This window comes from Pseudomonas sp. 18175, assembly GCF_050432925.1.
Taxonomy (GTDB): Bacteria; Pseudomonadota; Gammaproteobacteria; order Pseudomonadales; family Pseudomonadaceae; genus Aquipseudomonas.
Map to the genome: position 1 here is coordinate 133774 of NZ_JBKFTO010000015.1, position 20317 is coordinate 154090.

The following is a 20317-nucleotide window of genomic DNA, read 5'->3' on the forward strand; positions in this document are numbered from 1 at the left end:
ACCGCACGGGGCTACCTGAATAAAGCCCTGTTACCTCAGTCGATGCGCTTGGCCGACTTGATGTACACAGGATCGATTGGCACGTTCTGCATGCCCTGCTTGGTGGTGGTCTGGGAGTTGACGATGATGTCGACCACGTCCATGCCCTTGACCACTTTGGCGAACACGGCGTAACCGGCATCGCGACCCGGGTCGAGGAAGGCATTGTCGGCCACGTTGATAAAGAACTGGCTGGTGGCCGAGTCCGGGTTGGAGGTGCGGGCCATGGACAGGGTGCCGCGGACGTTATGCAGGCCGTTGCTGGCTTCGTTCTTGATCGGCGCTTCAGTCGGCTTTTGCGACATCTGTGCGGTGAAACCACCGCCCTGGACCATGAAGCCCGGGATCACGCGGTGGAAAATCGTGTTGGTGTAGAAACCCTTGTCCACGTAGGCCAGGAAGTTCTTGGTACTGATGGGCGCCTTGACCGGGTCCAGTTCGATTTCAATGTCGCCGTTGGTGGTGGTGATCAGCACGTGGGGCGCCTTGGCAGGCTCAGCGGCCATCAGGTTGGCAGCGAACAGAACAGAACCGGCAAAGAAGGCGATTTTTTTCAGCATGGGTCAGTGATCCTGGGTAGTGGTTTCGACTGTCTCTAGAAAATCGAGCAGGGTTGCGTTGAATACTTCGGGTTGGTCCAAGGGCGTGGCATGGCGGGAATCCTTGATCACCACCAGTCGCGCATCGGGCAGCAGTTTTACATAGTTTTCTTTCTGCGCCACGGGGGTGTAGTCGTGGTCGGCGCTGATGACCAGGGTTGGACAGGTAATCCTCGAAAGTCGTTCCTGCACGCCCCAGCCCACAATCGCATCGAAGCTGGCGAGATAAGCACGTTTGTCGTTTTTTGCCCAGCGTTCGGCCATCTTGCGGCGCAGGTCGGCTTGCTCGGGTTTGGGGAATAGCCGGTCGCCCAGCGCCTTGCCGATGGTGGCCAGGCTGAGCACGCGCGCCAGGCTCCAGCGCTTGGCCCATTGCCAATAATCATCGGCACTGCGCACCTTGACCTCGGGCGCGCTGTTGACGATGCACAGGCTCTTGACCAGAGCCGGTTCATCCACCGCCAACTGGAAGGCAATCATGCCGCCCATGGACAAACCCACCACGTGTGCCGGTGGCAGGCCCAGGTGTTCGATCAGCGCCAACAGGTCAAAGGTGAACCCCTGGATGCTGTAGCGCTCGCGGGGTTTATCCGAGCGGCCATGGCCACGCACATCCACCACGATCAGGCGATAGTGCCTGGCCAGTACCGGGATCTGCAGCTCCCAATCCTGGCTGCTGGAGCCCAGGCCGTGGATCAGGATCAGCGGCGTGCCGTGGCCGTATTCCTCGTAGTGCAGGCTGCATCCTTCGTGGTCGAACCAGGCCATGCATGAACTCCGTTTCAGGCTTGCTGGGGGGCGGCGAAAGGCGCGTCCAACGGGGCGGTGTCAAAGGTGCGCAGCAGTTCCACGAGGATTTGCGTCGCCGGCCCCAAAGGTTTGTCCTTGTTTGAATACAGATAGAACGTGGGGTGGCGGCTGCCGCCCTGTTCCAAGGGTAGCTGCTTGAGCACGCCTTCGGCGAGTTCGCGCTCGATCATGTGCCGGGGCAGCCAGGCAAAGCCCAGGCCGCTGCCCACGAAGGAGGCAGCGGTGGCCAGGCTGCCGACGGTCCAGCGTTGCTCGGCGCCGAGCCAGCCCACATCGCGGGGTTGCTGGCGGCCGGAGTCACGGATCACCACCTGCATCTGGCTTTCCAGGTCCTGGAAGCTCAACTCGCGGTTCATGCGGTGCAAGGCATGCTCGGGGTGGGCCACGGCGACAAATTCCACATCGCTCATCTCCGTGCCCAGGTAGCCAGAGATGCTGTAGCCGCAAATGGCCAGGTCGGCCACGCCTTCCATCAACAGCTCTTCAACGCCCGACAGCACCTCTTCGCGCAGGCGCACGCGGCAACCACGGCTTTGCGGCATAAAGGCGGAGAGGGCGCGCACCAGTCGCGCATTGGGGTAGGCGGCGTCCACCACCAGGCGCACTTCGGCTTCCCAGCCCTGTTCCATATGGTGGGCGAGGTCTTCCAGTTGGCTGGCGTTTTTCACCAGTTGGCGGGAGCGGCGCAACAGCACTTCACCGGCATCGGTGAGCACGGCCTTGCGCCCGTCGATGCGCAGCAGCGGTACGCCAAGCTGGTCTTGCATGCGGGCCACGGTGTAGCTCACCGAGGACTGCGAGCGGTGCAGCGCTTCGGCCGCCTGGGCGAAGCCGCCATGGTCGACCACGGCTTGCAGCGTGCGCCATTGATCGAGGGTAACGCGGGGCGCTTTCAAGATAGGGTCCTCTTGTCCTAAGCTGACAGTCCTTATTGGAGACTGCCGAATGAGAAAATTCTGTTGTGTGTTGCTGGCGCTGCTGCCGATGAGCGCGTTTGCCTACCCCATCGACGTGACAAAAAAGATCGACGGTGTGCAAGTCGATTACACCGCCTCCGATGTGGACGGCGACATCAGCTCGATCCAACTCAATAACTACGGCACCCAAGACGCGGTGTGCTCGGTAACCTTCACCAACGGCCCGGAATCGCCGCGCCGCCGTACGGTCACGGTACCGGCGGGCAAAAGCACTAACACCACGGCCAAGTTCAATCGCGCCATTATCAAGATGCGCATCGCGCTGGCTTGCGCGCCGAAGTAATCAGCAGCGGAGCATGCTCCGCTTATAAACAAATTTATAGATGGGTTATAGCAGTTTTTTGCGCTTTTTAATCGAATGAGCCCTGGTTAATCTTTTCTCCATCGACTTACAGCAGTTTCAGATGGAGCCTACGAAGCCATGTCCAACGTTCTGATCATCGAAAGCAGCGCCCGCCAGCAGGATTCGATCTCCCGCCAACTGACCCAACAATTCATCAGCCAGTGGCAGGCCGCCCACCCGGCAGACCAGATCACTGTGCGTGACGTGGCGCTTAATCCGGTGCCGCACCTGGACGCCAACCTGCTCGGCGGCTGGATGAAACCTGCGGACCAACGCAACGCTGCCGAACAGGCGTCCCTGGCACGCTCCAACGAACTGACCGACGAATTGCTGGCCGCCGACGTGCTGGTCATGGCCGCGCCGATGTACAACTTCGCGATTCCCAGCACCCTCAAGGCCTGGCTGGACCACGTGCTGCGGGCCGGTGTGACGTTCAAGTACACCGCCACCGGGCCACAGGGCCTGTTGACCGGCAAGCGCGCCATCGTGCTCACCGCTCGCGGCGGTATCCACACCGGTGCCACCTCCGATCACCAGGAACCGTACCTGCGCCAGGTCATGGGCTTTATCGGGATTCACGATGTCACCTTCATTCACGCCGAGGGTGTGAACTTGAGCGGTGACTTCCAAGAAAAGGGCATCAACCACGCCAAGGCGCTACTCGCCCAGGTCGCGTGAGGATCCTTTAATCGTCAGATAATCCCGCGGTGTTTATATCGCTCCACGCAAACCCTTCAAGTACGCGTAACAGACCTCCCTTTGCACTTCTGCTCCTGAGTGCTCCTGCCCGACTGACGCTTTAGCGAGGTCGGGTTTTTTTTGCCCTGAGTTTCTTCACCCGTCGAAAACCTTTAATGTCCCGCCCATTCGAAACGAGGCGCGCATGGGCTATCTACTGGTTGTCACCCTGATTCAGGCATTTTCCTTCAGCTTGATCGGCGAATACCTCGCCGGTCACGTCGACAGTTACTTCGCGGTGCTGGTGCGCGTGGTACTGGCCGGCTTGGTGTTTATCCCGCTGACCCGCTGGCGCTCGGTGGAGCCTTCCTTCATGCGCGGCATGTTGATGATCGGCGCGCTGCAATTCGGCGTGACCTATGTGTGCCTTTACTTAAGCTTTCGCGTGCTCACAGTGCCGGAGGTGCTGCTGTTCACTATCCTCACGCCGCTGCATGTGACGTTGATCGAAGACGCCCTCAACCGCCGCTTCAACCCTTGGGCATTGCTCGCCGCATTGGTGGCCGTGGCCGGTGCGGCGGTGATTCGCTTCGACCAGATCACGGCGCACTTCCTTGGTGGCTTCCTGCTGCTGCAACTGGCCAACTTCACCTATGCCGCCGGGCAGGTGATGTACAAGCACTTGGTGGCGCGTTATCCGAGTGACCAGCCGCATTACCGACGCTTCGGCTTTTTCTACGTCGGCGCGTTGCTGGTGGTGCTGCCTGCGTTCCTGCTGTTTGGTAAGGCCAACTACCTGCCCGATGCGCCGTTGCAATGGGGCGTGCTGGTGTTCCTTGGCTTGGTCAGTACCGCGCTGGGCATGTACTGGTGGAACAAGGGCGCTTGCCTGGTGCAGGGCGGCACGCTGGCAGTGATGAACAACCTGCATGTGCCGGTGGGGTTGTTGCTGAACTTGCTGATCTGGAACCAGCACGAGCCGCTGGGGCGGCTGGCGTTGGGTGGGTTGGTGATTTTGGGGGCGGTGTGGATTAGTCGGTTGGGTGCAAAAAGTGTGGCAGGAAGCACGCCTGCCAAGTAACGGGCCTGCTACACAGGGGGGGCGGCAGTGAAAGTCTGCTTCAGAAAAGAAGGCTGCGGAGGCAGCAGAATGGACAAAACGGATGAACTGATTATTGCGGCCCTCAAAGAAGACTCCCGAATGAGCTTGGCGCAATTGGCGCGGCGCGTTCACAAGTCGCGGACAGCCGTTGAGTTGCGCGTCAAGAAAATGATTGAGGCGGGCATTATTCTTGGCTTCACCATCAACGTCGCGGCGGCGGACGAGGTCCAGCAGTCGGCTTTTTTAATGCTCAAGCTCACCGGTAATAGCTGCCACATGGTATTTCCAAAAATCAAGCAGCTCAGTGAAGTCACTCATGCGTATTCGCTTTTTGGTGATGTCGACATGATGCTTGAGGTGAAATACAGAACCTTCGAGGAACTGATGGCGTTCAAGGACGACCTGTTGAAGATTGAATATGTGAAGGACGTGGTCGTGAATCCTGTGCTCAAGGTTTGGCGTTAGGCCACAATTTCTTACGCAGATTTGCGCTGCTGATTTCCAGTTGTTGCGGGGACGAGTGTCGGATCCAGAACAAACCTGGACAGGTCGCAAAGTCGATTGTCACTGGCGTGGTCTGTCCGGGTTCGATGAAGTAACGATGCCCGCAATAGGCCTCATCTTCCATGACACTTTGAATGACTTGCGATGATGGCGCTTGAAAGGTGCGCTGTTGGTCCGAACTGAAGAAACCGATTCTGCCGTGGTTGATCTGGCTGACGGTGCCGGCGCTGGGCCCTGCATTACCCAGATAGCTTTCCATGGCGAGCGAGAGCAGATCAGGAGCATATGTTTGCTGAAACAGCAGTGGAGCTATTCCGCCGTGTAAGCGGCTGCCGGCTTCAATCATCACGGGCCCATCTTCCGCCCAGATGATTTCCATATGAATCGGGCCAATCTCGATACGAAGCGCAGCGGCAGCTTGGCGTGCGTATTCGAGCAATGGTTTGAGCGACTCGGCGTTGGGGTCGAGGGTGTCTAGTCTGTCATAGACAAACATGCTGCCATTTCTCGCAATCTTGGTGTACTTGCACACTGAAGCAACGATATAGGTGCCAGCAAATGCAACCATATCCACCACATACTCCGGGCCTGCAATGAACGGCTGCACGATAAAGCCAAGATTGAGCTCCCCAAGATCGTTCGTTTGCTGCCAGGCTGCATTCTTCAATGCAGCCTCGACTTCGTTGCCTCCTTGTGCAAATACCACGCCTTCAGTGGCGGCGGAGTTCAGTGGTTTGACCACGTAGGTGGACGATTCATCCAGTGACGCCACAACTTCGGCGATGCGTTCCGGTGATCCAAGGGGTTGTGAAGCTATGTTCGCCAGCCCTTGCTGTTTAAGCGCTAGTTGCATGCAGAACTTGTTGCGCCGCAGTTCGCTGGTGTTTGGGCTGTTGCCCCGAATACCAAGCTTTTCAGTCAGATAGTCTGTGAGGTAAATCGCCGTTTCGCATCCGGCGATCACGGCAATCGGCGCGAAGGTTTTTAAGGTGTTCAGCAGGTTTTTTTCCCACGCAAAAACGTCCCTGAAGTTTTCCGCGATCAGGTCTCTAGTGAAGTGCTCAGGCAGTTGGGGTGTTGAGATTACCGCAACACATTCCACCCCGCGGGCATTGAGCAAGGGCGCATAGAGCTTACCTGTAGAGAATGGATCTACGATCAGCACGGTTTTCACAGTCAACTCCTTACTCATTAAGGGTGGCTGCGGGGAGGGAGGGTGTCAGCCTCCATGCCACGACAGCAATCGTCAGTAGGATGGCGGATACGATCATTAACACGCGTGCACCTTCGATCCCAAGGAATGCCGAGGTGGTGAAAAGCGTCAGGATCATCGGCGCGGCACCACTGACCAGCAGATAAAAAAGCGCGCTTCTTGCTGCAATTACGTCGGCGGTCCGTGCGTCAGGAGCTGACTCGATCAGGGTTTTGCGCAGTTGGATCCTTAGGCTGTTGATACAGAACCCCAACAAAAAGGCGGCAGACATCATCACGTACAGGTTCTGGAGGTAGACGATTGCAATGTCCGCCAATATCACCAAGGCGCTAGCGCCGTATCTGTTGAGTTTGATCCAAGGCAGCACTGCCGCGCTGAAGGCCCCCAAGCCGGCCAGCCCGCTGGCGACACCAAAAACTGTCGCATTCCACTCGTTGAGCTTTTGAAAAACGATGGGTACCAGGCTGTTGAAGGCGCCTATGTGGAAACCGATCATGCTCAACACAATTATCAAAATGTACAGGTTGGACGCCAGGCATGTGGGCTGATGACGGTGGGCATCGCCGGTATAGTCGGCGACGGCGACAGCCTCGGAGGGATGCGCTGCCAGAAAGACGGCAAACAGTGAAAGAATTGCCGCCAGGCTGATGATTTGCAGAGTCTGGTTGACTGTAAACATATCTACGATCACTCCCCCAAGAAGGGCGCCGCCAAAGGCTCCAATCTGAATGGCGGTTTGCATCAAGCGTGCCGAGGTATCGCTATTAGCCAGCCCCGCCAATACCAGCTTGGTGTTGTTCGATTCGAGGGTACTGATGGTGAAGTAGTCTGTAACGCCCACCACGAAGGCAATGGCGAGGAAACCTATGGGTAACAGTGCTGCGTCGGTAAAGGACAAGCCCAATACTGCGGCGAATGCGACAAGTCGAATGTACAACAGCCGCTTTAAGCTCAGTTCAATGGTGAGGAACTTACCGAGCAACTGCTCGCATAGGTAGGGCACTACCGTTGCCACGCACAAGGTGGCGCCAACCAGGAATGTCGAGCCTGTAGTCTCCAGGCCGAACCAGACCATGGCGATCACGATCGCCATGTCCAGACCGGTGAACAGGGTGACGATGGAGTAAAACGCAGTGAGCGATGATTTGTTTTTCATGAAAGCCCAGCGCCGTAGCGTGAAGGTTTGAATAACGTTGTGCAGTATTCGGCGTCACCGATAACGGCGCTGATTTGATCCCTTACACGAACGATTGGCAGTGATGTTTTTTCCAGATTGCAGATGCTGTAGGCGTTGGCATGCCAGGGGCAAATCAGTCTTTGACCGTCCTCTGCCATTTCAGCCAGATGTAGCGGGCCGCCGCGATGGGGGCAGGTAGTTGGCAGCATCTGCGTCGAACACGCCTGCTGTCTGAGGAAGTAGATTTTTTCTTCTACTACTACATAGCAGGCCTGGTTGAGATTCAGTTCTACGGATTTCATTGGACTGCACGCTCAAACGGCGGTGACGTTGTATGTGCAGGACGGGCTCACTATGCAGGTGCCGTGCAGCATTCCTTTTGGAATCACAACGCCCTCTCCGGCCCTGAGACGCACGATCAAGTCGGGGCTGGCGACAAAGTCCAACTCACCTGATTCGACCCAGAAAAGTTCATCGTTAGAGTGCGTGTGCAAGACGGAAAGCTCATGTGCTTGCTCAGTAATTTTTAAGTCTACTGGTTGCTTTCCATGAAGGGTTGCTGCTTGTGCACGGTATTCATTCAAATCGTCATGCCATTTGATATGGGCATAGAGTTCTTCGTCGGCGATATCCTGAAGGAGCTTGAATTCTTCAAAGCCCCGAATTAAATCTGGAATTATTCTGTTGCCGAAGCTTTCTATCATGGGAGCTATCAGGCGCTTCAGAGCCATTCGTCCGTGATGTATATCGATGTGCGAATGTTCGTCAAAGTATTCAGTAGAGACTGAGCCATTGAAAATAGTTCGAATGGCGTCTGATTGATGGCGGGTTGTCAGGGCTAATGAGGCTTCAGTGTAGTACATCGCGCCTATATAGCGAAAAAACTCACTGTGGTTTGCTGAGACATAGTGGAAGTAGTTTGTAAGGGAAAGGGCGCTGGCGGTATAAAATTGCCAATAGTAGTGTGGGTGATGTGACATGCCCATGTCTTTCAGCATGTTTTCAAATAGGGTGCTGTGTTTTTTCTTGTCGATGCCATAGCCGTACTCATCTATTAATATTTTGAACAGCTCGCTTGTATATTGGCCGCCGTTACCCAGTACGTTACGTTCCATAGCAGAAGCTTCACTTAGAAAATCACCCGCGCATTGGATCATAAAAAACCTGGCGGCACGCTCTGGTTGGCGACTGCCTGTGAGTACCTTGTAAAGTTTGGACTCGCTTCGCGCGATAGCGTCCAATACCTTATCGGTATGAGCAATAAAGGATTCCGTGCACCAAGGGCCATTGACATGGATTTCGTGCTTAAGCCAGTTGTATAGGTAGTGCTCTAGCAGTGGACGTATGGTTTTGCCGTTGGCGGTATGGGTAGGGTCATAAAAATCTTTGAATTCGTTAAAATCAAATGGCGCAGGGGGCTTGGGCAAGAAGACCATATCTTGTTCGTAAATATTAAATAATAAACGTTGCGCCAGCAGATGTTGACTGTGTGAAAGCTCATCGATTGTCAGGCAAGTGTTGATGATGGTGTCTGTCGTGTCTTGAGGTCGCAAGGGGCGTTGGTAAGGTGTGCTGGTGAAAAAGCTGCAAGGTTGTGCAAACGCGCTGGCTTTTGAATAGTTGATCAGCGTTTGAAGTTTCAGCACGGATGAAGAGTGCTCGGTTTTATCCGATTTATTCTTATTTAATAGCATGACAAATACCTGTCATTGGGGCTTTCGATGAGTCGATACTATAGGCTTGTTTTTTTGTACGACAGATTAGAGTTGTGCACATCAGTAGTGAAAATTACTAAAGTCGTAGGTGAATTTCCTATGTGGGATTACTAGGTGGATTGTTGAACGTGGGCGAGCTGCTACGGATCGTCCGTGTTCATTATCAAGTTCGAATAAACCGATTAAGGGCTCTGAAATAATTTTTTCAAATTCATCCCAGAACCAATGTTGGAGAATTAAGTAGCGACGGCTAACTGCGCCACCAAAAACTCAATAAACGCCCGCGTCTTCTGCGGCACCCTGCGCGCCGACGAATACACCGCGTTCACCGTAATTGCCGGTGCCTGCCATTCGCACAGCACCGGCACCAAGCGGCCAGCGGCCAGGGCTTGTTCGACGATAAAGTCCGGCAACAGCGCAATGCCCATCCCGGCTTCGGCGGCCTGGGCCAGCAGGTCACCGTTGTTGGCGTGCAAGGGGCCGGTGACGTTGACGCGCTGGGTGTCCTTGCCGTTGCTCAGTTGCAGGCTCACGCCGCTTTGCAGGTAGCCGTAGTTCAAGCACTGATGCTGGCGCAGGTCCTGCGGCACTTGCGGCGTGCCAGCACGTTCCAGGTAGGCGGGCGAGGCGACCATGATGCGCGGCGCGGGCGCCAGTTGGCGGGCGATCATGGTGGAGTCCGGCAGGCTGGCGATGCGGATGGTCACGTCGAAGCCGCCGCGCACCGGGTCCACTTGCTGATCGCTGAGCACCAGTTGCAACTCGATGTTGGGGTGTTGCTCGTGGAACAGCGGAATCAGCCGCCCCAGCCGATGCAAACCGAACGACATCGGTGCATTCACCCGCAGCACACCGCGTAACTCACCGATACCGTCCCGCGCCCGCTGCTCGGCTTCGTCCAGGGCGGCGATCACTTCCCGTGCGGCTTCGAAGTACTCGGCGCCAGCCTCGGTCAAATGCAGGCTGCGGGTGGTGCGCTGCAACAGCTGCACACCGATGGCGTCTTCCAGTGCCTGGATCTGTTTACTCACTTTTGAACGTGGCACGTCCATCGCGCGGGCCGCGGCGGCGAAGCCGTTTTCGCCGACGGTGACGACGAACGCACGCATGCACTCGATGCGGTCCATGACTGTCCCTTTTTTGGAATTAATGAATCCATATTTTAGGTAATTGTATCGATATTGGCCAGCCCGTAAAGTTACTTCCAAGCCGCCAGCAACGCTGGAAGCAACTAAAAACCAACTCATTAAAGGGAAGTCACCATGTCCAATCGCGAATTGCTCAACCCATCCAACTCCACCCTGATCCTGATCGACCACCAGCCACAGATGTCCTTTGGCGTGCAGTCCATCGACCGCCAGACCCTGAAGAACAACACCGTGGCCCTGGCCAAGGCGGCCAAGATCTTCAACGTGCCGACCATCTTCACTTCGGTGGAAACCAAAAGCTTCAGCGGCTACATCTGGCCAGAACTGCTCAGCGTGTTCCCCGACCAACAGCCGATCGAGCGCACCTCGATGAACTCCTGGGAAGACCAGGCACTGGTCGCCGCCGTGAAAGCCACCGGCCGCAAGAAACTGATCATGGCCGCGCTGTGGACCGAGGTCTGCCTGAACTTCCCGGCCCTGGAAGCCCTGGCCGAAGGCTACGAGGTGTACATCGTCACCGACGCTTCTGGCGGCACCACCAAGGAAGCCCATGACATGTCGATCCAGCGCATGATCCAAGCCGGCGCGGTACCGGTGACCTGGCAGCAAGTGCTGCTCGAATACCAGCGCGACTGGGCACACAAAGAAACCTACGACGCAGTGATGGACCTGGTACGCGAGCACAGCGGCGCCTACGGCATGGGTGTGGACTACGCCTACACCATGGTGCATGGCGCGCCACAGCGTCAGGTCAAGTAACTACCTTGGAGGCCACAGCCCTTGGGCTGTGGCTTTTTTTTGCGCTTTTTTCGATAGGTTTGCGCCATGACAACCGCCACCGCCCGCTCCCCATGGAGCCCGTTGAAACACTCGATCTTCCGTGGACTCTGGCTTGCCAGCATCGCTTCGAACATCGGCACTTGGATGCACGAAGTCGGCGCCGGTTGGTTGATGACCTCGCTGTCGGCCAACCCGATGACCGTCGCCTTGGTGCAAGTGGCCAGCGCGGCGCCGATGTTCCTGCTGGCGCTGCCGGCGGGCGCGCTGGCGGATATCGTCGACAAGCGTCGCTACCTGCTGATGGTGCAGGCATGGATGGCCACCGTGGCGTTGCTGCTGGCGGTGTTGACCTTGAGCGGGATGATGACGGTGCCGCTGTTGCTGCTATTAACTCTGGGCATGGGCGTTGGCACGGCGTTGATGATGCCAGCATGGTCTTCGCTGACACCGGAACTGGTCCCGGCTGACGAGGTGCCGTCGGCCATCGCCCTGAGCAGCGTAGGCACCAACCTGGCCCGTGCCGTGGGCCCGGCAATCGCGGGGGTGTTGGTAAGCCTGGTGGGGCCATGGGCCACTTTCGCCGTGAATGCGTTGTCGTTCTTTGCGGTGATTTCGGTGCTGTGCCTGTGGCGCCGTGAAACCCAAGTGGCGGTGCTGCCAGCGGAGCGGCTGTTCAGCGCGGTGCGCGTGGGCTGGCGTTATGCGCGCAGTTCGCGGCCGTTGCAGCGGGTGCTGGTGCGTACGCTGGCGTTCTTCTTTGGCGCGAGCGCCGGGATGTCGTTGTTGCCGCTGATTGTGCGCGGTGAGTTACACGGCAGTGCTGCGCAGTTTGGCGTGTTGCTGGGCAGTGTGGGCATCGGTGCGGTGCTCGGCGCGATGGTGCTGCCTCGCTTGCGCCAGGCGCTGTCCGTGGACAAGTTGGTGGCCATTGCCAGTTTGATCTACGCCCTGGTGCTGTTTGCCCTGGCTTGGGTGCGGGACTTCTATCTGTTGGTCCCGGTGATGCTGATCAGCGGCGCGGCGTGGATCGCGGTGTTGTCCAGCTTTCAGGTGGCGGCGCAGACCTCGGTTCCGGCCTGGGTGCGGGCACGGGCGCTGGCGGTGTATATCTTGATGTTTTTCGGCTCGATGGCCGTGGGCGGTTTGCTCTGGGGTTGGGTCGCCAGCCACAGTTCCATGAGTCAGGCGTTGAGCGCGGCAGGTTCGGTGTTGGTGCTCGGTGTGTTGCTGACGTGGCGCGTGGCCCTACCGCAACGCAAGGCCGAAGACCTGGCACCTTCATTGCACTGGCCGCAACCGCTGCTGGCAGAAGGACAGGACCAGGAGCGCGGCCCGGTAATGGTGACGTTGGAATACGACATCCACCCGCAGCATATCCAAGACTTCATCCAAGCCATGAGCCCGGTGCGCCGCATGCGCCAACGCAACGGCTCGTTTTCCTGGAGCCTGGTGCAAGACAGCGAAAACCCGCGCCGCTGGTGTGAAGTGTTCTACGACGAATCCTGGCTCGGTCATCTGCGCCACCACCAGCGCGTGACCCGTGCTGAACTGAAGATTGAAGCGGCGGCGCGGCGGTATCAGACCGAGGGGGTGGCGATTGGAATTCGGCATTTTTTGCCGGGTTAATGCAAAGGCACAGCCTGGAAAACCTAATCGCCAGAAACGAGGAGGCCCCGCAGAGCGGGGCCGTCACATAACCTAGTCTCATCACCGTTTCGTGTAGCGCGGGAGTGGAGGTTCCTAGGGCTGCCGGGGCAGATTACCACCTTCGCTTTTCAGGTCAACCCCTCGCATGCGGCTTAATAATTTGGCAACAGTCTGTTGCTTTGGAGCAGGAAACCCTGCCTGTACCATCGCTCGCGCTTGTGACATTTCCTGGCGTCGAAAGGAGCTCGCGCATAGATGGTCTGGCATACGCTGGAGGCAAAGCTCTCCACTCCAAGAATGCGCCGTTATCTCAAGGGGCATAAGGGCAATCGAGATCACGCAGCGGCGGCTTATGTGCACAACATGCGGATCGCAGAGTCCCTGGTCTCTATTTTTCACGTGCTTGAGGTCGGTTTGCGTAACGCTATCCAGCGCGAAATGGTGCGTGAATATCAGCGTGACGACTGGTACGAAGCATTCAGGACCAACACTAACGCAGAGCTTCGCGCAAGCTATCAAAAAGTGGACGACGCACGTGCCGCTCTCAGGAAAAGAGGTGTGCATCCTGGCTCGGACGAGATCACTGCCGAGCTGAGCTTTGGCTTTTGGACTTCGTTGTTCAATCGCAAGGCATTCCCGGCCGTTTCAAAACCTCTGATGAAGGTGTTTTTCAACTGTCCTAGAACCCCCAAAAAGGCGGACATTATTCGCAGTCGTTTGAATAAGGCGAGGGACCTACGAAATCGTTGCTTCCATCACGAACCGCTCTTGTGGCAACCCCTTTTCGACCTGCATCGGGATATCACTGAAATCGTGCAATGGATCGATCCAAATCTGTGTGCCTGGATCAAAAGCCATGATCGACTCCCAGCCGCTTTGGTGGATTGGAAGCGATGGAAGGAGTCTGCAACCCACGCCACCGCCCGGCCATCTACTGAAACGGCAGCTGGTTGAGCGTCCATCGCTGCCGGGTTAGCGCAATGTCAGCGGATACTCGATCACCACATACACCCGGTCAATATCGTCACCGGCCTGAGCCGTATTGGCGCGATGGCTGACATGGGACAACTGCACCGACAGATCCTTGGCTGGGCCGGATTGCACCACGTAGTGCAGGTCGATATCGCGCTCCCAGTGGCGGCCGCCGCGACCTTGCTGGAGTTGATACGTACCGTCCTGTGGCGCGTGGGTGCCGTCGATGCCACGGCCGGTGACGTAGCGGGTCATGAACTTCAAGCCGGGAATGCCGAAGGTGGCGAGATTCAGGTCATAGCGAAGCTGCCACGAGCTTTCGCCGGGGCCGTTGAAGTCGGCGTACTTGATCGAGTTGGCAAGGTAGATGGAGTCGCCGCCAACGAAGTCGAACGGCGTATTGCCGTTGATCTTCTGATGCGCCAGGGTCAGCGACTGCGCGGCGAAGCTGTATTTGCCCGCCAGGCTGTAGGCGGTGTTGGCGATGGCGCCGGCCTCGGCGCGGCCCTGGTCTTGGGTGCGGTAGATATTGCTGTCCAACATCCAATTGGTCGGTGACCAGTGCAGGTTGGCGTAGTACTGGCGCCAGGTGTCGCTCAATTGCGAGGTGTATAGCGCACCGCCCACAGGTTGGCCTTCAAAGAACTGCCCGCCGATAAAGTCGATGGCGCCGCTACGGGTGCTGGCGCCGTAGCCGCTGAAATCGCCGTGGCCGCTGGAGGTGTCCTGGTTCTTGAAGGCGGTGAAGTGGCCTGCCTGCCAATGCAGGGCGTCGATCTCGCGGCTGTCCAGCAACAGGCCGGTGGCGTATTCGGGTTGCAGGCGTTTGTCGGAGGTATCGAACACCGGGGTTTCGACGGTCATTTCGCCCACCGACAAGGTGGTTTTGGATGCCCGTAACTTGAGCGCGCCACCGGCGCTGGAGTAATCCCGTTCGCTGCGACCGTCGCTGTCCACGGGCAACAGCCCTGTGCCGGAATGGCCCTTGCCACCGTCGAGTTTCAGGCCGACAAAGGCGTGGGCGTCGACACCAATGCCAAGGGTGCCGGGGGTGAAGCCTGAGGCGAAGTTGGCAATGAAGCCTTGGGCCCATTCCTCCTTGTGCGGCTTGTTTGAGGGGGAGCGCGCTTTGTTGTCGAGGTAGAAGTTGCGGCTGAGGACGTCGAGGGTTGAGTCCTCGATCAGGCCTGCTGCCAGCACGCTGTTACAGGTGCCGGTCAGCAAAAGTGAAAGCAGGGTTGGAGCGCGCATCGGCGTTGCCTCAAAGGATTTCCAATGAGGCAAGCGTCGCGGTTTTTTTAGCACAGCGATTGAACATCTGTGCTCAATCGCTCTAGATCGCGGCTCTTTGCGGCTCAGGCAGGTGGCTGGCGCCCAGTACGGCAGGCAACACACCGGCGCGCAGGTCATTGCCGCTCGGTTGCTGGTACAGGCTCAAGCCAAATTCCGGCAGCACCGCCAGCAGGTAATCGAAGATATCGCCCTGGATGCGTTCGTAATCGGCCCACGCGGTGGTGCGGGTGAAGCAGTAGATCTCCAGCGGCACGCCTTGGGCGGTGGTTTGCATCTGGCGCACCATGCAGGTCATGTTCGGCTGGATGTCCGGGTGGCTTTTCAGGTACGCCAGGGCGTAGGCGCGGAACGTGCCGAGGTTGGTCATGCGGCGGCGGTTGGCCGACAGCTGCGCGCTGTGGCCCTGCGCTTCGTTCCAGGCCTTGAGCTCGGCCTGCTTGCGCCCGATGTAGTCGGTGAGCAGGTGCACTTGGGTCATGCGCACTTCTTCATCGTCGCGCAGGAAACGCACGCCGCTGGCGTCGATAAACAGGCTGCGCTTGATCCGTCGACCGCCCGAGGCCTGCATGCCGCGCCAGTTCTTGAACGACTCGGACATCAGGCGCCAGGTGGGGATGGAGACGATGGTCTTGTCAAAGTTCTGCACCTTGACCGTGTGCAGGGTGATGTCCACCACATCGCCATCGGCACCGACCTGGGGCATTTCGATCCAGTCGCCGACCCGCAGCATGTCGTTGCTGGTCAGTTGCACGCTGGCGACGAACGACAGCAGGGTGTCCTTGTACACCAACAGAATCACTGCCGACATGGCGCCCAGGCCCGAAAGAAGCAGCAACGGCGAACGGTCGATCAAGGTGGCGACGATGATGATCGCGCCAAACACGAACAGCACCATCTTAGCCAACTGCACATAGCCCTTGATCGAGCGGGTGCGTGCGTGTTCGGTGCGGGCGTAGATGTCCAGCAGGGCGTTGAGCAGGGCGCTGATGGCCAGCACCAGGAACAGGATGGTGATCGCCAGGGCGACGTTGCCGATGAACAGGATCGCGGTCTTGCTCAGGTCTGGCACCAGGTACAGGCCGAACTGGATCACCAGCGACGGCGTCATCTGGGCCAGGCGATGGAAGACTTTGTTGTGCCGCAGGTCATTGAGCCAATGCAGGGCTGGCTGGCGGCCGAGCAATTTGACGGCGTGGAGGATGAGGTAACGCGCCACCCGTCCGAGCAGCAGGGCCACCACCAGTAACACCAGCAAACCGAGGCTGGCGTGCAGCAGCGGATGTTCATCGAGGGCGCCCCAGAGGTCCTGGGCGTTGAGCCAGAGCTGTTTGATATCCATGGGTGAAACCGATTCTTCTGTAAGACAAGACGGGGCGATTAGAGCATTGAAGTGCTACAAAGTTGGCCTCTTGGACAAAAGTGCTGACAAAAAAGCAGCTGATTAGCACCGTTCGCGTAAAGAAACTCGGTTTGGACGCCCGAAACCGTTACCCTATGCAGCTGATATTTTGTATTTCTTCGAGGTAGCACCCGTGTTTTCCCAATTCGCCCTGCACGAACGCCTGCTCAAAGCCGTGGCCGAGCTTAAATTTGTCGAGCCTACGCCTGTGCAAGCAGCGGCCATCCCGCTCGCGCTCGAAGGGCGTGACCTGCGGGTGACAGCTCAAACCGGTAGCGGCAAGACCGCCGCTTTCGTCTTGCCGGTGCTGAACCGCCTGATCGGCCCGGCCAAGGTTCGCGTCAGCATCAAGACCCTGATCCTGCTGCCAACCCGCGAGCTGGCCCAGCAGACCCTGAAGGAAGTGGAGCGCTTCTCGCAGTTCACCTTCATCAAGTCCGGCATTATTACCGGCGGCGAAGACTTCAAGGTCCAGGCCGCCATGCTGCGCAAGGTGCCGGACATCCTGATCGGCACCCCAGGCCGCATGATCGAGCAACTCAACGCCGGCAACCTCGACCTCAAGGAAGTCGAAGTGCTGGTGCTGGACGAAGCCGACCGCATGCTCGACATGGGCTTTGCCGACGACGTACAGCGCTTGGTGGGCGAATGTGTCAACCGCCAACAGACCATGCTGTTCTCCGCCACCACCGGCGGTTCGACCCTGCGCGACATGGTTGCCAAGGTGCTGAACAACCCTGAGCACTTGCAGGTCAACAACGTCAGCGACCTGAACGCCACCACGCGTCAGCAAATCGTCACCGCTGACCACAATGTGCACAAAGAGCAGATCCTCAACTGGCTGTTGGCCAACGAGACCTATCAGAAGGCCATCGTGTTCACCAACACCCGTGCCGCCGCCGACCGCATCTACGGCCGCCTGGTGGCCCAGGAATACAAGGCGTTCGTGCTGCACGGCGAAAAAGACCAGAAGGACCGCAAGCTGGCCATCGACCGCCTTAAGGCCGGCGGCGTGAAGATCCTGGTAGCCACCGACGTCGCCGCTCGCGGCCTGGACGTGGACGGCCTGGACCTGGTGATCAACTTCGACATGCCCCGCAGCGGCGACGAATATGTGCACCGTATCGGCCGTACCGGGCGTGCCGGAAACGATGGCCTGGCCATCTCGCTGATCTGCCACGGCGACTGGAACCTGATGTCGAGTATCGAGCGCTACCTCAAGCAGTCGTTCGAGCGCCGCACCATCAAGGAAGTCAAAGGCACCTACACCGGGCCGAAGAAGGTCAAGGCATCCGGCAAGGCCGTTGGCGTGAAGAAGAAAAAGACCGACGCCAAGGGCGACAAGAAGAAAACCGGCGCCAAGTCGCCAACCAAGCGCAAGATCGCCAACCGTCCGAAGACCGACAACCTGTCGCTCGTCAGCAAAGACGGCATGGCCCCGCTCAAGCGCCGCAAGCCAGAAGCACCGGCTGCTGAGTAAATCGTGGGCACAAAAAAACCGGACATATGTCCGGTTTTTTTGCCTTTAACTTTTGGCTTTCACGGCAGCTTCGTCCAGGTCTTTAAGGCGCTGCTCGATCAACTGGCACTTGTCGGGCAAATCAGCAGAGGCGGTATCTACATCCATCTTACGCAGCTCTTCATTGATCTCTTTGGCTTTGTCCGGGTTGTGCTCGGTGACGCTCTTGACCTTCTCGGCCAGCTGTTCACGTTTTTGTGTGGCCTGTTCCGGAGTGCAGGCCCACGCGGGCAGGGCGCTCAGCAAGGTGGCGGCGATGGCCAGGTTCAATAGGGTTTTCATGGTAGGACCTCCTTGGCGGTTATACGCAGTTGAGGGCGCGAGCGTCTGGAAAGTTCAGAGAACTCACGCCCGTCAGTCAGGCTGAACGGCGACTCACGAGGCGTGTCCCATTTTCAGACGGGCTACTTTCCTTTGGCCTGCAGGAGGAATCAGGATGACGACTTACAACTGGGATCTGATCGAGCGTTTGCTGCACGAAGTGCAGAACGGTGAGGGCAGTTTCGCACCGCGCAAATATGCCGAGCAGGAAGCGGCCGAGAAGGCCACGGCGGGCGAGTCCACCGGGAATCTGGATACGTTGAAAAAGACGGCTGCGGATTATGAGGCGCTGTTATTTAAGCGCGGGTTTATCGAAACGCGGCCTGAAAAGGAGGGTGGCAATGGTGAGAATTTCATCCTTACTCCGCTTGGGGCACAGCTGCTGGCGCTGATCGACAGTTCGATCCCTGGCAATGACCATCCGCGTCAGGTGTTGGATGAGCAGGCGGATGCGCTGGACCCGGCGACGTTTGCCGAGGTGGCCTCAAAGGCTCAAATTGCCTGATCGTGACTGTGAAGATTCAATGTGGGAGGGGCCGCAGTGAAAGCCATCGAAGCCAATCAGGCGAAGGTTGCTCAGATCGATGGTGAATGAGGATATGCGGGGGTGAGCCATTTGAAATGTGCGGAAAAAGTAGCGGAGTTTAGGACGAATGGTAGCACCATGCGGTTCCCTAAATCCCGGCTTCGTGATGGCGAGCGATGGTCGTTGAGGGCATTTTAATGTAAAAAAAGGCCCCCTTTGGGGCCTTTTTAAAAGGTTTTGACTAGCGAGCTCAATAGAAGATCCCGAACAAGTCGCCTTGGTCTACGAATTGACGCGAGTCGCGTAAAATTTGCTCCAGAAGGACGGGTCGCGCGACGCTTTCTTGGCGTACCAAGGATCGGAGAAGTATGCATCTCTTAAACGTAGTGATCCCCGCGCTCGCCTTTCCGCTTCCTGCAAGGTTATCACTCCAGCGTCCAAAAACTGGCTCCAATAGCTGTCCGCCTTCAGAATGGCAGAAGGTTTTTGCGTGGAAGTCGTAATGGGCATGAGCCACCTCCGGCACTACGTTTTCTAGGGATACAATTACAGTGTCAATCATGCATCGGATGTTGTCCAGCGTCTGTCCCCTGACCCAAGTCAGTGGGGGAACGCCTAAGCTATCACAACCATTGATTTGGTCTGGGTGAGGAGCTATATGATCTGTACTGCCGTACTTAATCGCTGAGCATAACATATTGTCGAGGCGCCTTCGAAGCGCCAGATCGGACAGTCCGTCGGGATCTCCGACGAAGACGCGGTTAGTGTTGTAAGCGAAGGTGGCTACGCCTGCATAGATAGCAGAACCACCGAGACCAGGGCTGCTTTCGGAGACATCAAGCCAGGTCTCAATTGCATTGACATAAACGTTAAAAAAAATGTCTCTCTGAGTTGTTGTGTAGGCAAAATCGAAACGGTGCGTATCTGGCCTGTCTTCGACGTCGTAGACGTTTTCGAGGGTTGATCCAGGCATGAATCGCTCCATGATCTCCTTGATATTTCTTCCATCGGTTCTCGGGTTGAAGAACAGATCTTCTTCCTTCGCGAGCTCTAGAATCCACTTCACCGCAAACGAGCCGTTTTCAATATCAACCATTTCCAACACGCTTATCCGACCAAGGTAAATGCTCATTAGGCTTCAGAACGCCCTAACTGCGGGGCCCTTGCTTTTACTCCATAGTCCTATGTCGGCATCCAGAGTGAAAGTTTTCAGGGATGATAATGGCAAGCCGGTGGTAAGTGGGAAGACTTTGGACGTTCGCTTACGGTTGGTCTGAACATCACGTTTACGAGGGGGCGCCGGGAGATGCGTAGGGTGGGTCTTGCTTGTGAATGATTGAACGCTGTTCGAACTGCTATCACAGAGCAGTGCGTAGGGCTTCCATTTATATTTAGTAGGAGTGTTTATACGCAAAAAACCATGTGAGCACTGGGCTGGCGCTGCCTATCCGTAAGCGAACGGTGAACACGCCTACCGATCTCCCAAATTAAGGGCGATGGTGTCCGCCTATTTTTAAGCGGACGCGATAGCCCTTAAATGCGCCAACGAAGCTCT

21 protein-coding genes are annotated in these 20317 nt (G+C 57.4%); 9 read left to right on the forward strand and 12 right to left on the reverse strand.

The window, feature by feature from the left end:
- Nucleotides 1-35: 35 nt before the first annotated feature.
- The 3 genes from ACLD1Y_RS21080 to ACLD1Y_RS21090 are packed head-to-tail and all read right to left on the reverse strand — an operon-like array spanning nucleotide 36 to nucleotide 2344.
- On the reverse strand, nucleotides 36-599 hold the full coding sequence (locus tag ACLD1Y_RS21080; protein ID WP_429479733.1) for a peptidylprolyl isomerase: 564 nt from the start codon (nucleotides 597-599) through the stop codon (nucleotides 36-38).
- A gap of 3 nt (nucleotides 600-602) precedes the next feature.
- Entirely contained in the window at nucleotides 603-1406 is an 804-nt protein-coding gene (locus ACLD1Y_RS21085; RefSeq protein ID WP_429479734.1) for an alpha/beta fold hydrolase, read from the reverse strand.
- Nucleotides 1407-1420: 14 nt separating this feature from the next.
- On the reverse strand, nucleotides 1421-2344 hold the full coding sequence (locus ACLD1Y_RS21090) for a LysR family transcriptional regulator (RefSeq protein WP_429479735.1): 924 nt from the start codon (nucleotides 2342-2344) through the stop codon (nucleotides 1421-1423).
- A gap of 49 nt (nucleotides 2345-2393) precedes the next feature.
- On the opposite strand from ACLD1Y_RS21090, the gene ACLD1Y_RS21095 reads away from it, so the two are divergent.
- The 4 genes from ACLD1Y_RS21095 to ACLD1Y_RS21110 all read left to right on the forward strand — a co-directional run bounded on the left by ACLD1Y_RS21095 (nucleotide 2394) and on the right by ACLD1Y_RS21110 (nucleotide 5013).
- The gene (locus tag ACLD1Y_RS21095) at nucleotides 2394-2708 is read left to right on the forward strand and encodes a 3-phosphoglycerate kinase (protein WP_429479736.1); all 315 of its coding nucleotides are present in this window, start codon (nucleotides 2394-2396) and stop codon (nucleotides 2706-2708) included.
- Nucleotides 2709-2846: 138 nt separating this feature from the next.
- Nucleotides 2847-3446, forward strand: a complete 600-nt coding sequence (locus ACLD1Y_RS21100) for an FMN-dependent NADH-azoreductase (RefSeq protein ID WP_429479737.1) — start codon at nucleotides 2847-2849, stop codon at nucleotides 3444-3446.
- A 205-nt stretch (nucleotides 3447-3651) separates the two neighbouring features.
- Nucleotides 3652-4527 carry a carboxylate/amino acid/amine transporter gene (locus ACLD1Y_RS21105; RefSeq protein ID WP_429479738.1) on the forward strand — a complete coding sequence of 292 codons (876 nt, stop codon included), beginning with the start codon at nucleotides 3652-3654 and terminating at the stop codon, nucleotides 4525-4527.
- Between the two features lie 69 nt (nucleotides 4528-4596).
- Nucleotides 4597-5013, forward strand: a complete 417-nt coding sequence (locus ACLD1Y_RS21110) for an Lrp/AsnC family transcriptional regulator (RefSeq protein ID WP_429479739.1) — start codon at nucleotides 4597-4599, stop codon at nucleotides 5011-5013.
- Here ACLD1Y_RS21110 and ACLD1Y_RS21115 read toward each other — a convergent pair.
- The 5 genes from ACLD1Y_RS21115 to ACLD1Y_RS21135 form a co-directional block, all read right to left on the reverse strand.
- On the reverse strand, nucleotides 4997-6226 hold the full coding sequence (locus ACLD1Y_RS21115) for an ATP-grasp domain-containing protein (RefSeq protein ID WP_429479740.1): 1230 nt from the start codon (nucleotides 6224-6226) through the stop codon (nucleotides 4997-4999). The genes ACLD1Y_RS21110 and ACLD1Y_RS21115 overlap by 17 nt on opposite strands.
- Before the next feature lie 10 nt (nucleotides 6227-6236).
- Nucleotides 6237-7421, reverse strand: coding sequence for a hypothetical protein (locus ACLD1Y_RS21120; protein ID WP_429479741.1), 1185 nt, complete (start codon nucleotides 7419-7421; stop codon nucleotides 6237-6239).
- Complete coding sequence (locus ACLD1Y_RS21125) at nucleotides 7418-7744, reverse strand: Rieske 2Fe-2S domain-containing protein (RefSeq protein WP_429479743.1); 327 nt, start codon at nucleotides 7742-7744, stop codon at nucleotides 7418-7420. The genes ACLD1Y_RS21120 and ACLD1Y_RS21125 overlap by 4 nt, the downstream gene beginning before the upstream one ends.
- A gap of 12 nt (nucleotides 7745-7756) precedes the next feature.
- Nucleotides 7757-9136 (reverse strand): iron-containing redox enzyme family protein, encoded by a 1380-nt coding sequence (locus tag ACLD1Y_RS21130; RefSeq protein ID WP_429479744.1) that lies wholly within the window; start codon nucleotides 9134-9136, stop codon nucleotides 7757-7759.
- Between the two features lie 257 nt (nucleotides 9137-9393).
- A complete protein-coding gene (locus ACLD1Y_RS21135) occupies nucleotides 9394-10284 on the reverse strand; it encodes a LysR substrate-binding domain-containing protein (protein WP_429479745.1) in 891 nt (296 codons plus the stop codon).
- A gap of 135 nt (nucleotides 10285-10419) precedes the next feature.
- Between ACLD1Y_RS21135 and ACLD1Y_RS21140 the strand changes: the two genes are divergently transcribed.
- The 3 genes from ACLD1Y_RS21140 to ACLD1Y_RS21150 all read left to right on the forward strand — a co-directional run bounded on the left by ACLD1Y_RS21140 (nucleotide 10420) and on the right by ACLD1Y_RS21150 (nucleotide 13686).
- Nucleotides 10420-11064 carry a hydrolase gene (locus ACLD1Y_RS21140; RefSeq protein WP_429479746.1) on the forward strand — a complete coding sequence of 215 codons (645 nt, stop codon included), beginning with the start codon at nucleotides 10420-10422 and terminating at the stop codon, nucleotides 11062-11064.
- Nucleotides 11065-11130: 66 nt separating this feature from the next.
- Complete coding sequence (locus ACLD1Y_RS21145) at nucleotides 11131-12711, forward strand: MFS transporter (protein WP_429479747.1); 1581 nt, start codon at nucleotides 11131-11133, stop codon at nucleotides 12709-12711.
- Between the two features lie 276 nt (nucleotides 12712-12987).
- Entirely contained in the window at nucleotides 12988-13686 is a 699-nt protein-coding gene (locus ACLD1Y_RS21150; protein ID WP_429479748.1) for a hypothetical protein, read from the forward strand.
- An 18-nt stretch (nucleotides 13687-13704) separates the two neighbouring features.
- Here the strand turns inward: ACLD1Y_RS21150 and ACLD1Y_RS21155 are convergent, their stop codons facing one another.
- Entirely contained in the window at nucleotides 13705-14955 is a 1251-nt protein-coding gene (locus ACLD1Y_RS21155; RefSeq protein WP_429479749.1) for an OprD family porin, read from the reverse strand.
- Nucleotides 14956-15037: 82 nt separating this feature from the next.
- Nucleotides 15038-16336 carry a mechanosensitive ion channel family protein gene (locus tag ACLD1Y_RS21160; RefSeq protein ID WP_429479750.1) on the reverse strand — a complete coding sequence of 433 codons (1299 nt, stop codon included), beginning with the start codon at nucleotides 16334-16336 and terminating at the stop codon, nucleotides 15038-15040.
- 193 nt (nucleotides 16337-16529) lie between these two features.
- Here ACLD1Y_RS21160 and ACLD1Y_RS21165 point away from each other — a divergent pair, with 193 nt between their 5' ends.
- The gene (locus tag ACLD1Y_RS21165) at nucleotides 16530-17876 is read left to right on the forward strand and encodes a DEAD/DEAH box helicase (RefSeq protein ID WP_016979359.1); all 1347 of its coding nucleotides are present in this window, start codon (nucleotides 16530-16532) and stop codon (nucleotides 17874-17876) included.
- Between the two features lie 45 nt (nucleotides 17877-17921).
- Here ACLD1Y_RS21165 and ACLD1Y_RS21170 read toward each other — a convergent pair whose 3' ends face one another.
- Nucleotides 17922-18197, reverse strand: a complete 276-nt coding sequence (locus ACLD1Y_RS21170) for a hypothetical protein (protein WP_429479751.1) — start codon at nucleotides 18195-18197, stop codon at nucleotides 17922-17924.
- Nucleotides 18198-18351: 154 nt separating this feature from the next.
- On the opposite strand from ACLD1Y_RS21170, the gene ACLD1Y_RS21175 reads away from it, so the two are divergent.
- Entirely contained in the window at nucleotides 18352-18741 is a 390-nt protein-coding gene (locus ACLD1Y_RS21175) for a transcriptional regulator (RefSeq protein ID WP_429479752.1), read from the forward strand.
- 271 nt (nucleotides 18742-19012) lie between these two features.
- Here the strand turns inward: ACLD1Y_RS21175 and ACLD1Y_RS21180 are convergent, their stop codons facing one another.
- Nucleotides 19013-19858 (reverse strand): hypothetical protein, encoded by an 846-nt coding sequence (locus ACLD1Y_RS21180; protein WP_429479753.1) that lies wholly within the window; start codon nucleotides 19856-19858, stop codon nucleotides 19013-19015.
- Between the last annotated feature and the right edge of the window lie 459 nt (nucleotides 19859-20317).

Coding starts and splice junctions, on each gene's coding strand:
- ACLD1Y_RS21160 (WP_429479750.1), bottom strand. CDS start 16,336: ATGGATATCAAACAGCTCTGGCTCAACGCCCAGGACCTCTGGGGCGCC.
- ACLD1Y_RS21145 (WP_429479747.1), top strand. CDS start 11,131: ATGACAACCGCCACCGCCCGCTCCCCATGGAGCCCGTTGAAACACTCG.
- ACLD1Y_RS21120 (WP_429479741.1), bottom strand. CDS start 7,421: ATGAAAAACAAATCATCGCTCACTGCGTTTTACTCCATCGTCACCCTG.
- ACLD1Y_RS21150 (WP_429479748.1), top strand. CDS start 12,988: ATGGTCTGGCATACGCTGGAGGCAAAGCTCTCCACTCCAAGAATGCGC.
- ACLD1Y_RS21100 (WP_429479737.1), top strand. CDS start 2,847: ATGTCCAACGTTCTGATCATCGAAAGCAGCGCCCGCCAGCAGGATTCG.
- ACLD1Y_RS21105 (WP_429479738.1), top strand. CDS start 3,652: ATGGGCTATCTACTGGTTGTCACCCTGATTCAGGCATTTTCCTTCAGC.
- ACLD1Y_RS21180 (WP_429479753.1), bottom strand. CDS start 19,858: ATGGTTGATATTGAAAACGGCTCGTTTGCGGTGAAGTGGATTCTAGAG.
- ACLD1Y_RS21140 (WP_429479746.1), top strand. CDS start 10,420: ATGTCCAATCGCGAATTGCTCAACCCATCCAACTCCACCCTGATCCTG.
- ACLD1Y_RS21095 (WP_429479736.1), top strand. CDS start 2,394: ATGAGAAAATTCTGTTGTGTGTTGCTGGCGCTGCTGCCGATGAGCGCG.
- ACLD1Y_RS21170 (WP_429479751.1), bottom strand. CDS start 18,197: ATGAAAACCCTATTGAACCTGGCCATCGCCGCCACCTTGCTGAGCGCC.
- ACLD1Y_RS21130 (WP_429479744.1), bottom strand. CDS start 9,136: ATGCTATTAAATAAGAATAAATCGGATAAAACCGAGCACTCTTCATCC.
- ACLD1Y_RS21080 (WP_429479733.1), bottom strand. CDS start 599: ATGCTGAAAAAAATCGCCTTCTTTGCCGGTTCTGTTCTGTTCGCTGCC.
- ACLD1Y_RS21135 (WP_429479745.1), bottom strand. CDS start 10,284: ATGGACCGCATCGAGTGCATGCGTGCGTTCGTCGTCACCGTCGGCGAA.
- ACLD1Y_RS21125 (WP_429479743.1), bottom strand. CDS start 7,744: ATGAAATCCGTAGAACTGAATCTCAACCAGGCCTGCTATGTAGTAGTA.
- ACLD1Y_RS21175 (WP_429479752.1), top strand. CDS start 18,352: ATGACGACTTACAACTGGGATCTGATCGAGCGTTTGCTGCACGAAGTG.
- ACLD1Y_RS21085 (WP_429479734.1), bottom strand. CDS start 1,406: ATGGCCTGGTTCGACCACGAAGGATGCAGCCTGCACTACGAGGAATAC.
- ACLD1Y_RS21110 (WP_429479739.1), top strand. CDS start 4,597: ATGGACAAAACGGATGAACTGATTATTGCGGCCCTCAAAGAAGACTCC.
- ACLD1Y_RS21155 (WP_429479749.1), bottom strand. CDS start 14,955: ATGCGCGCTCCAACCCTGCTTTCACTTTTGCTGACCGGCACCTGTAAC.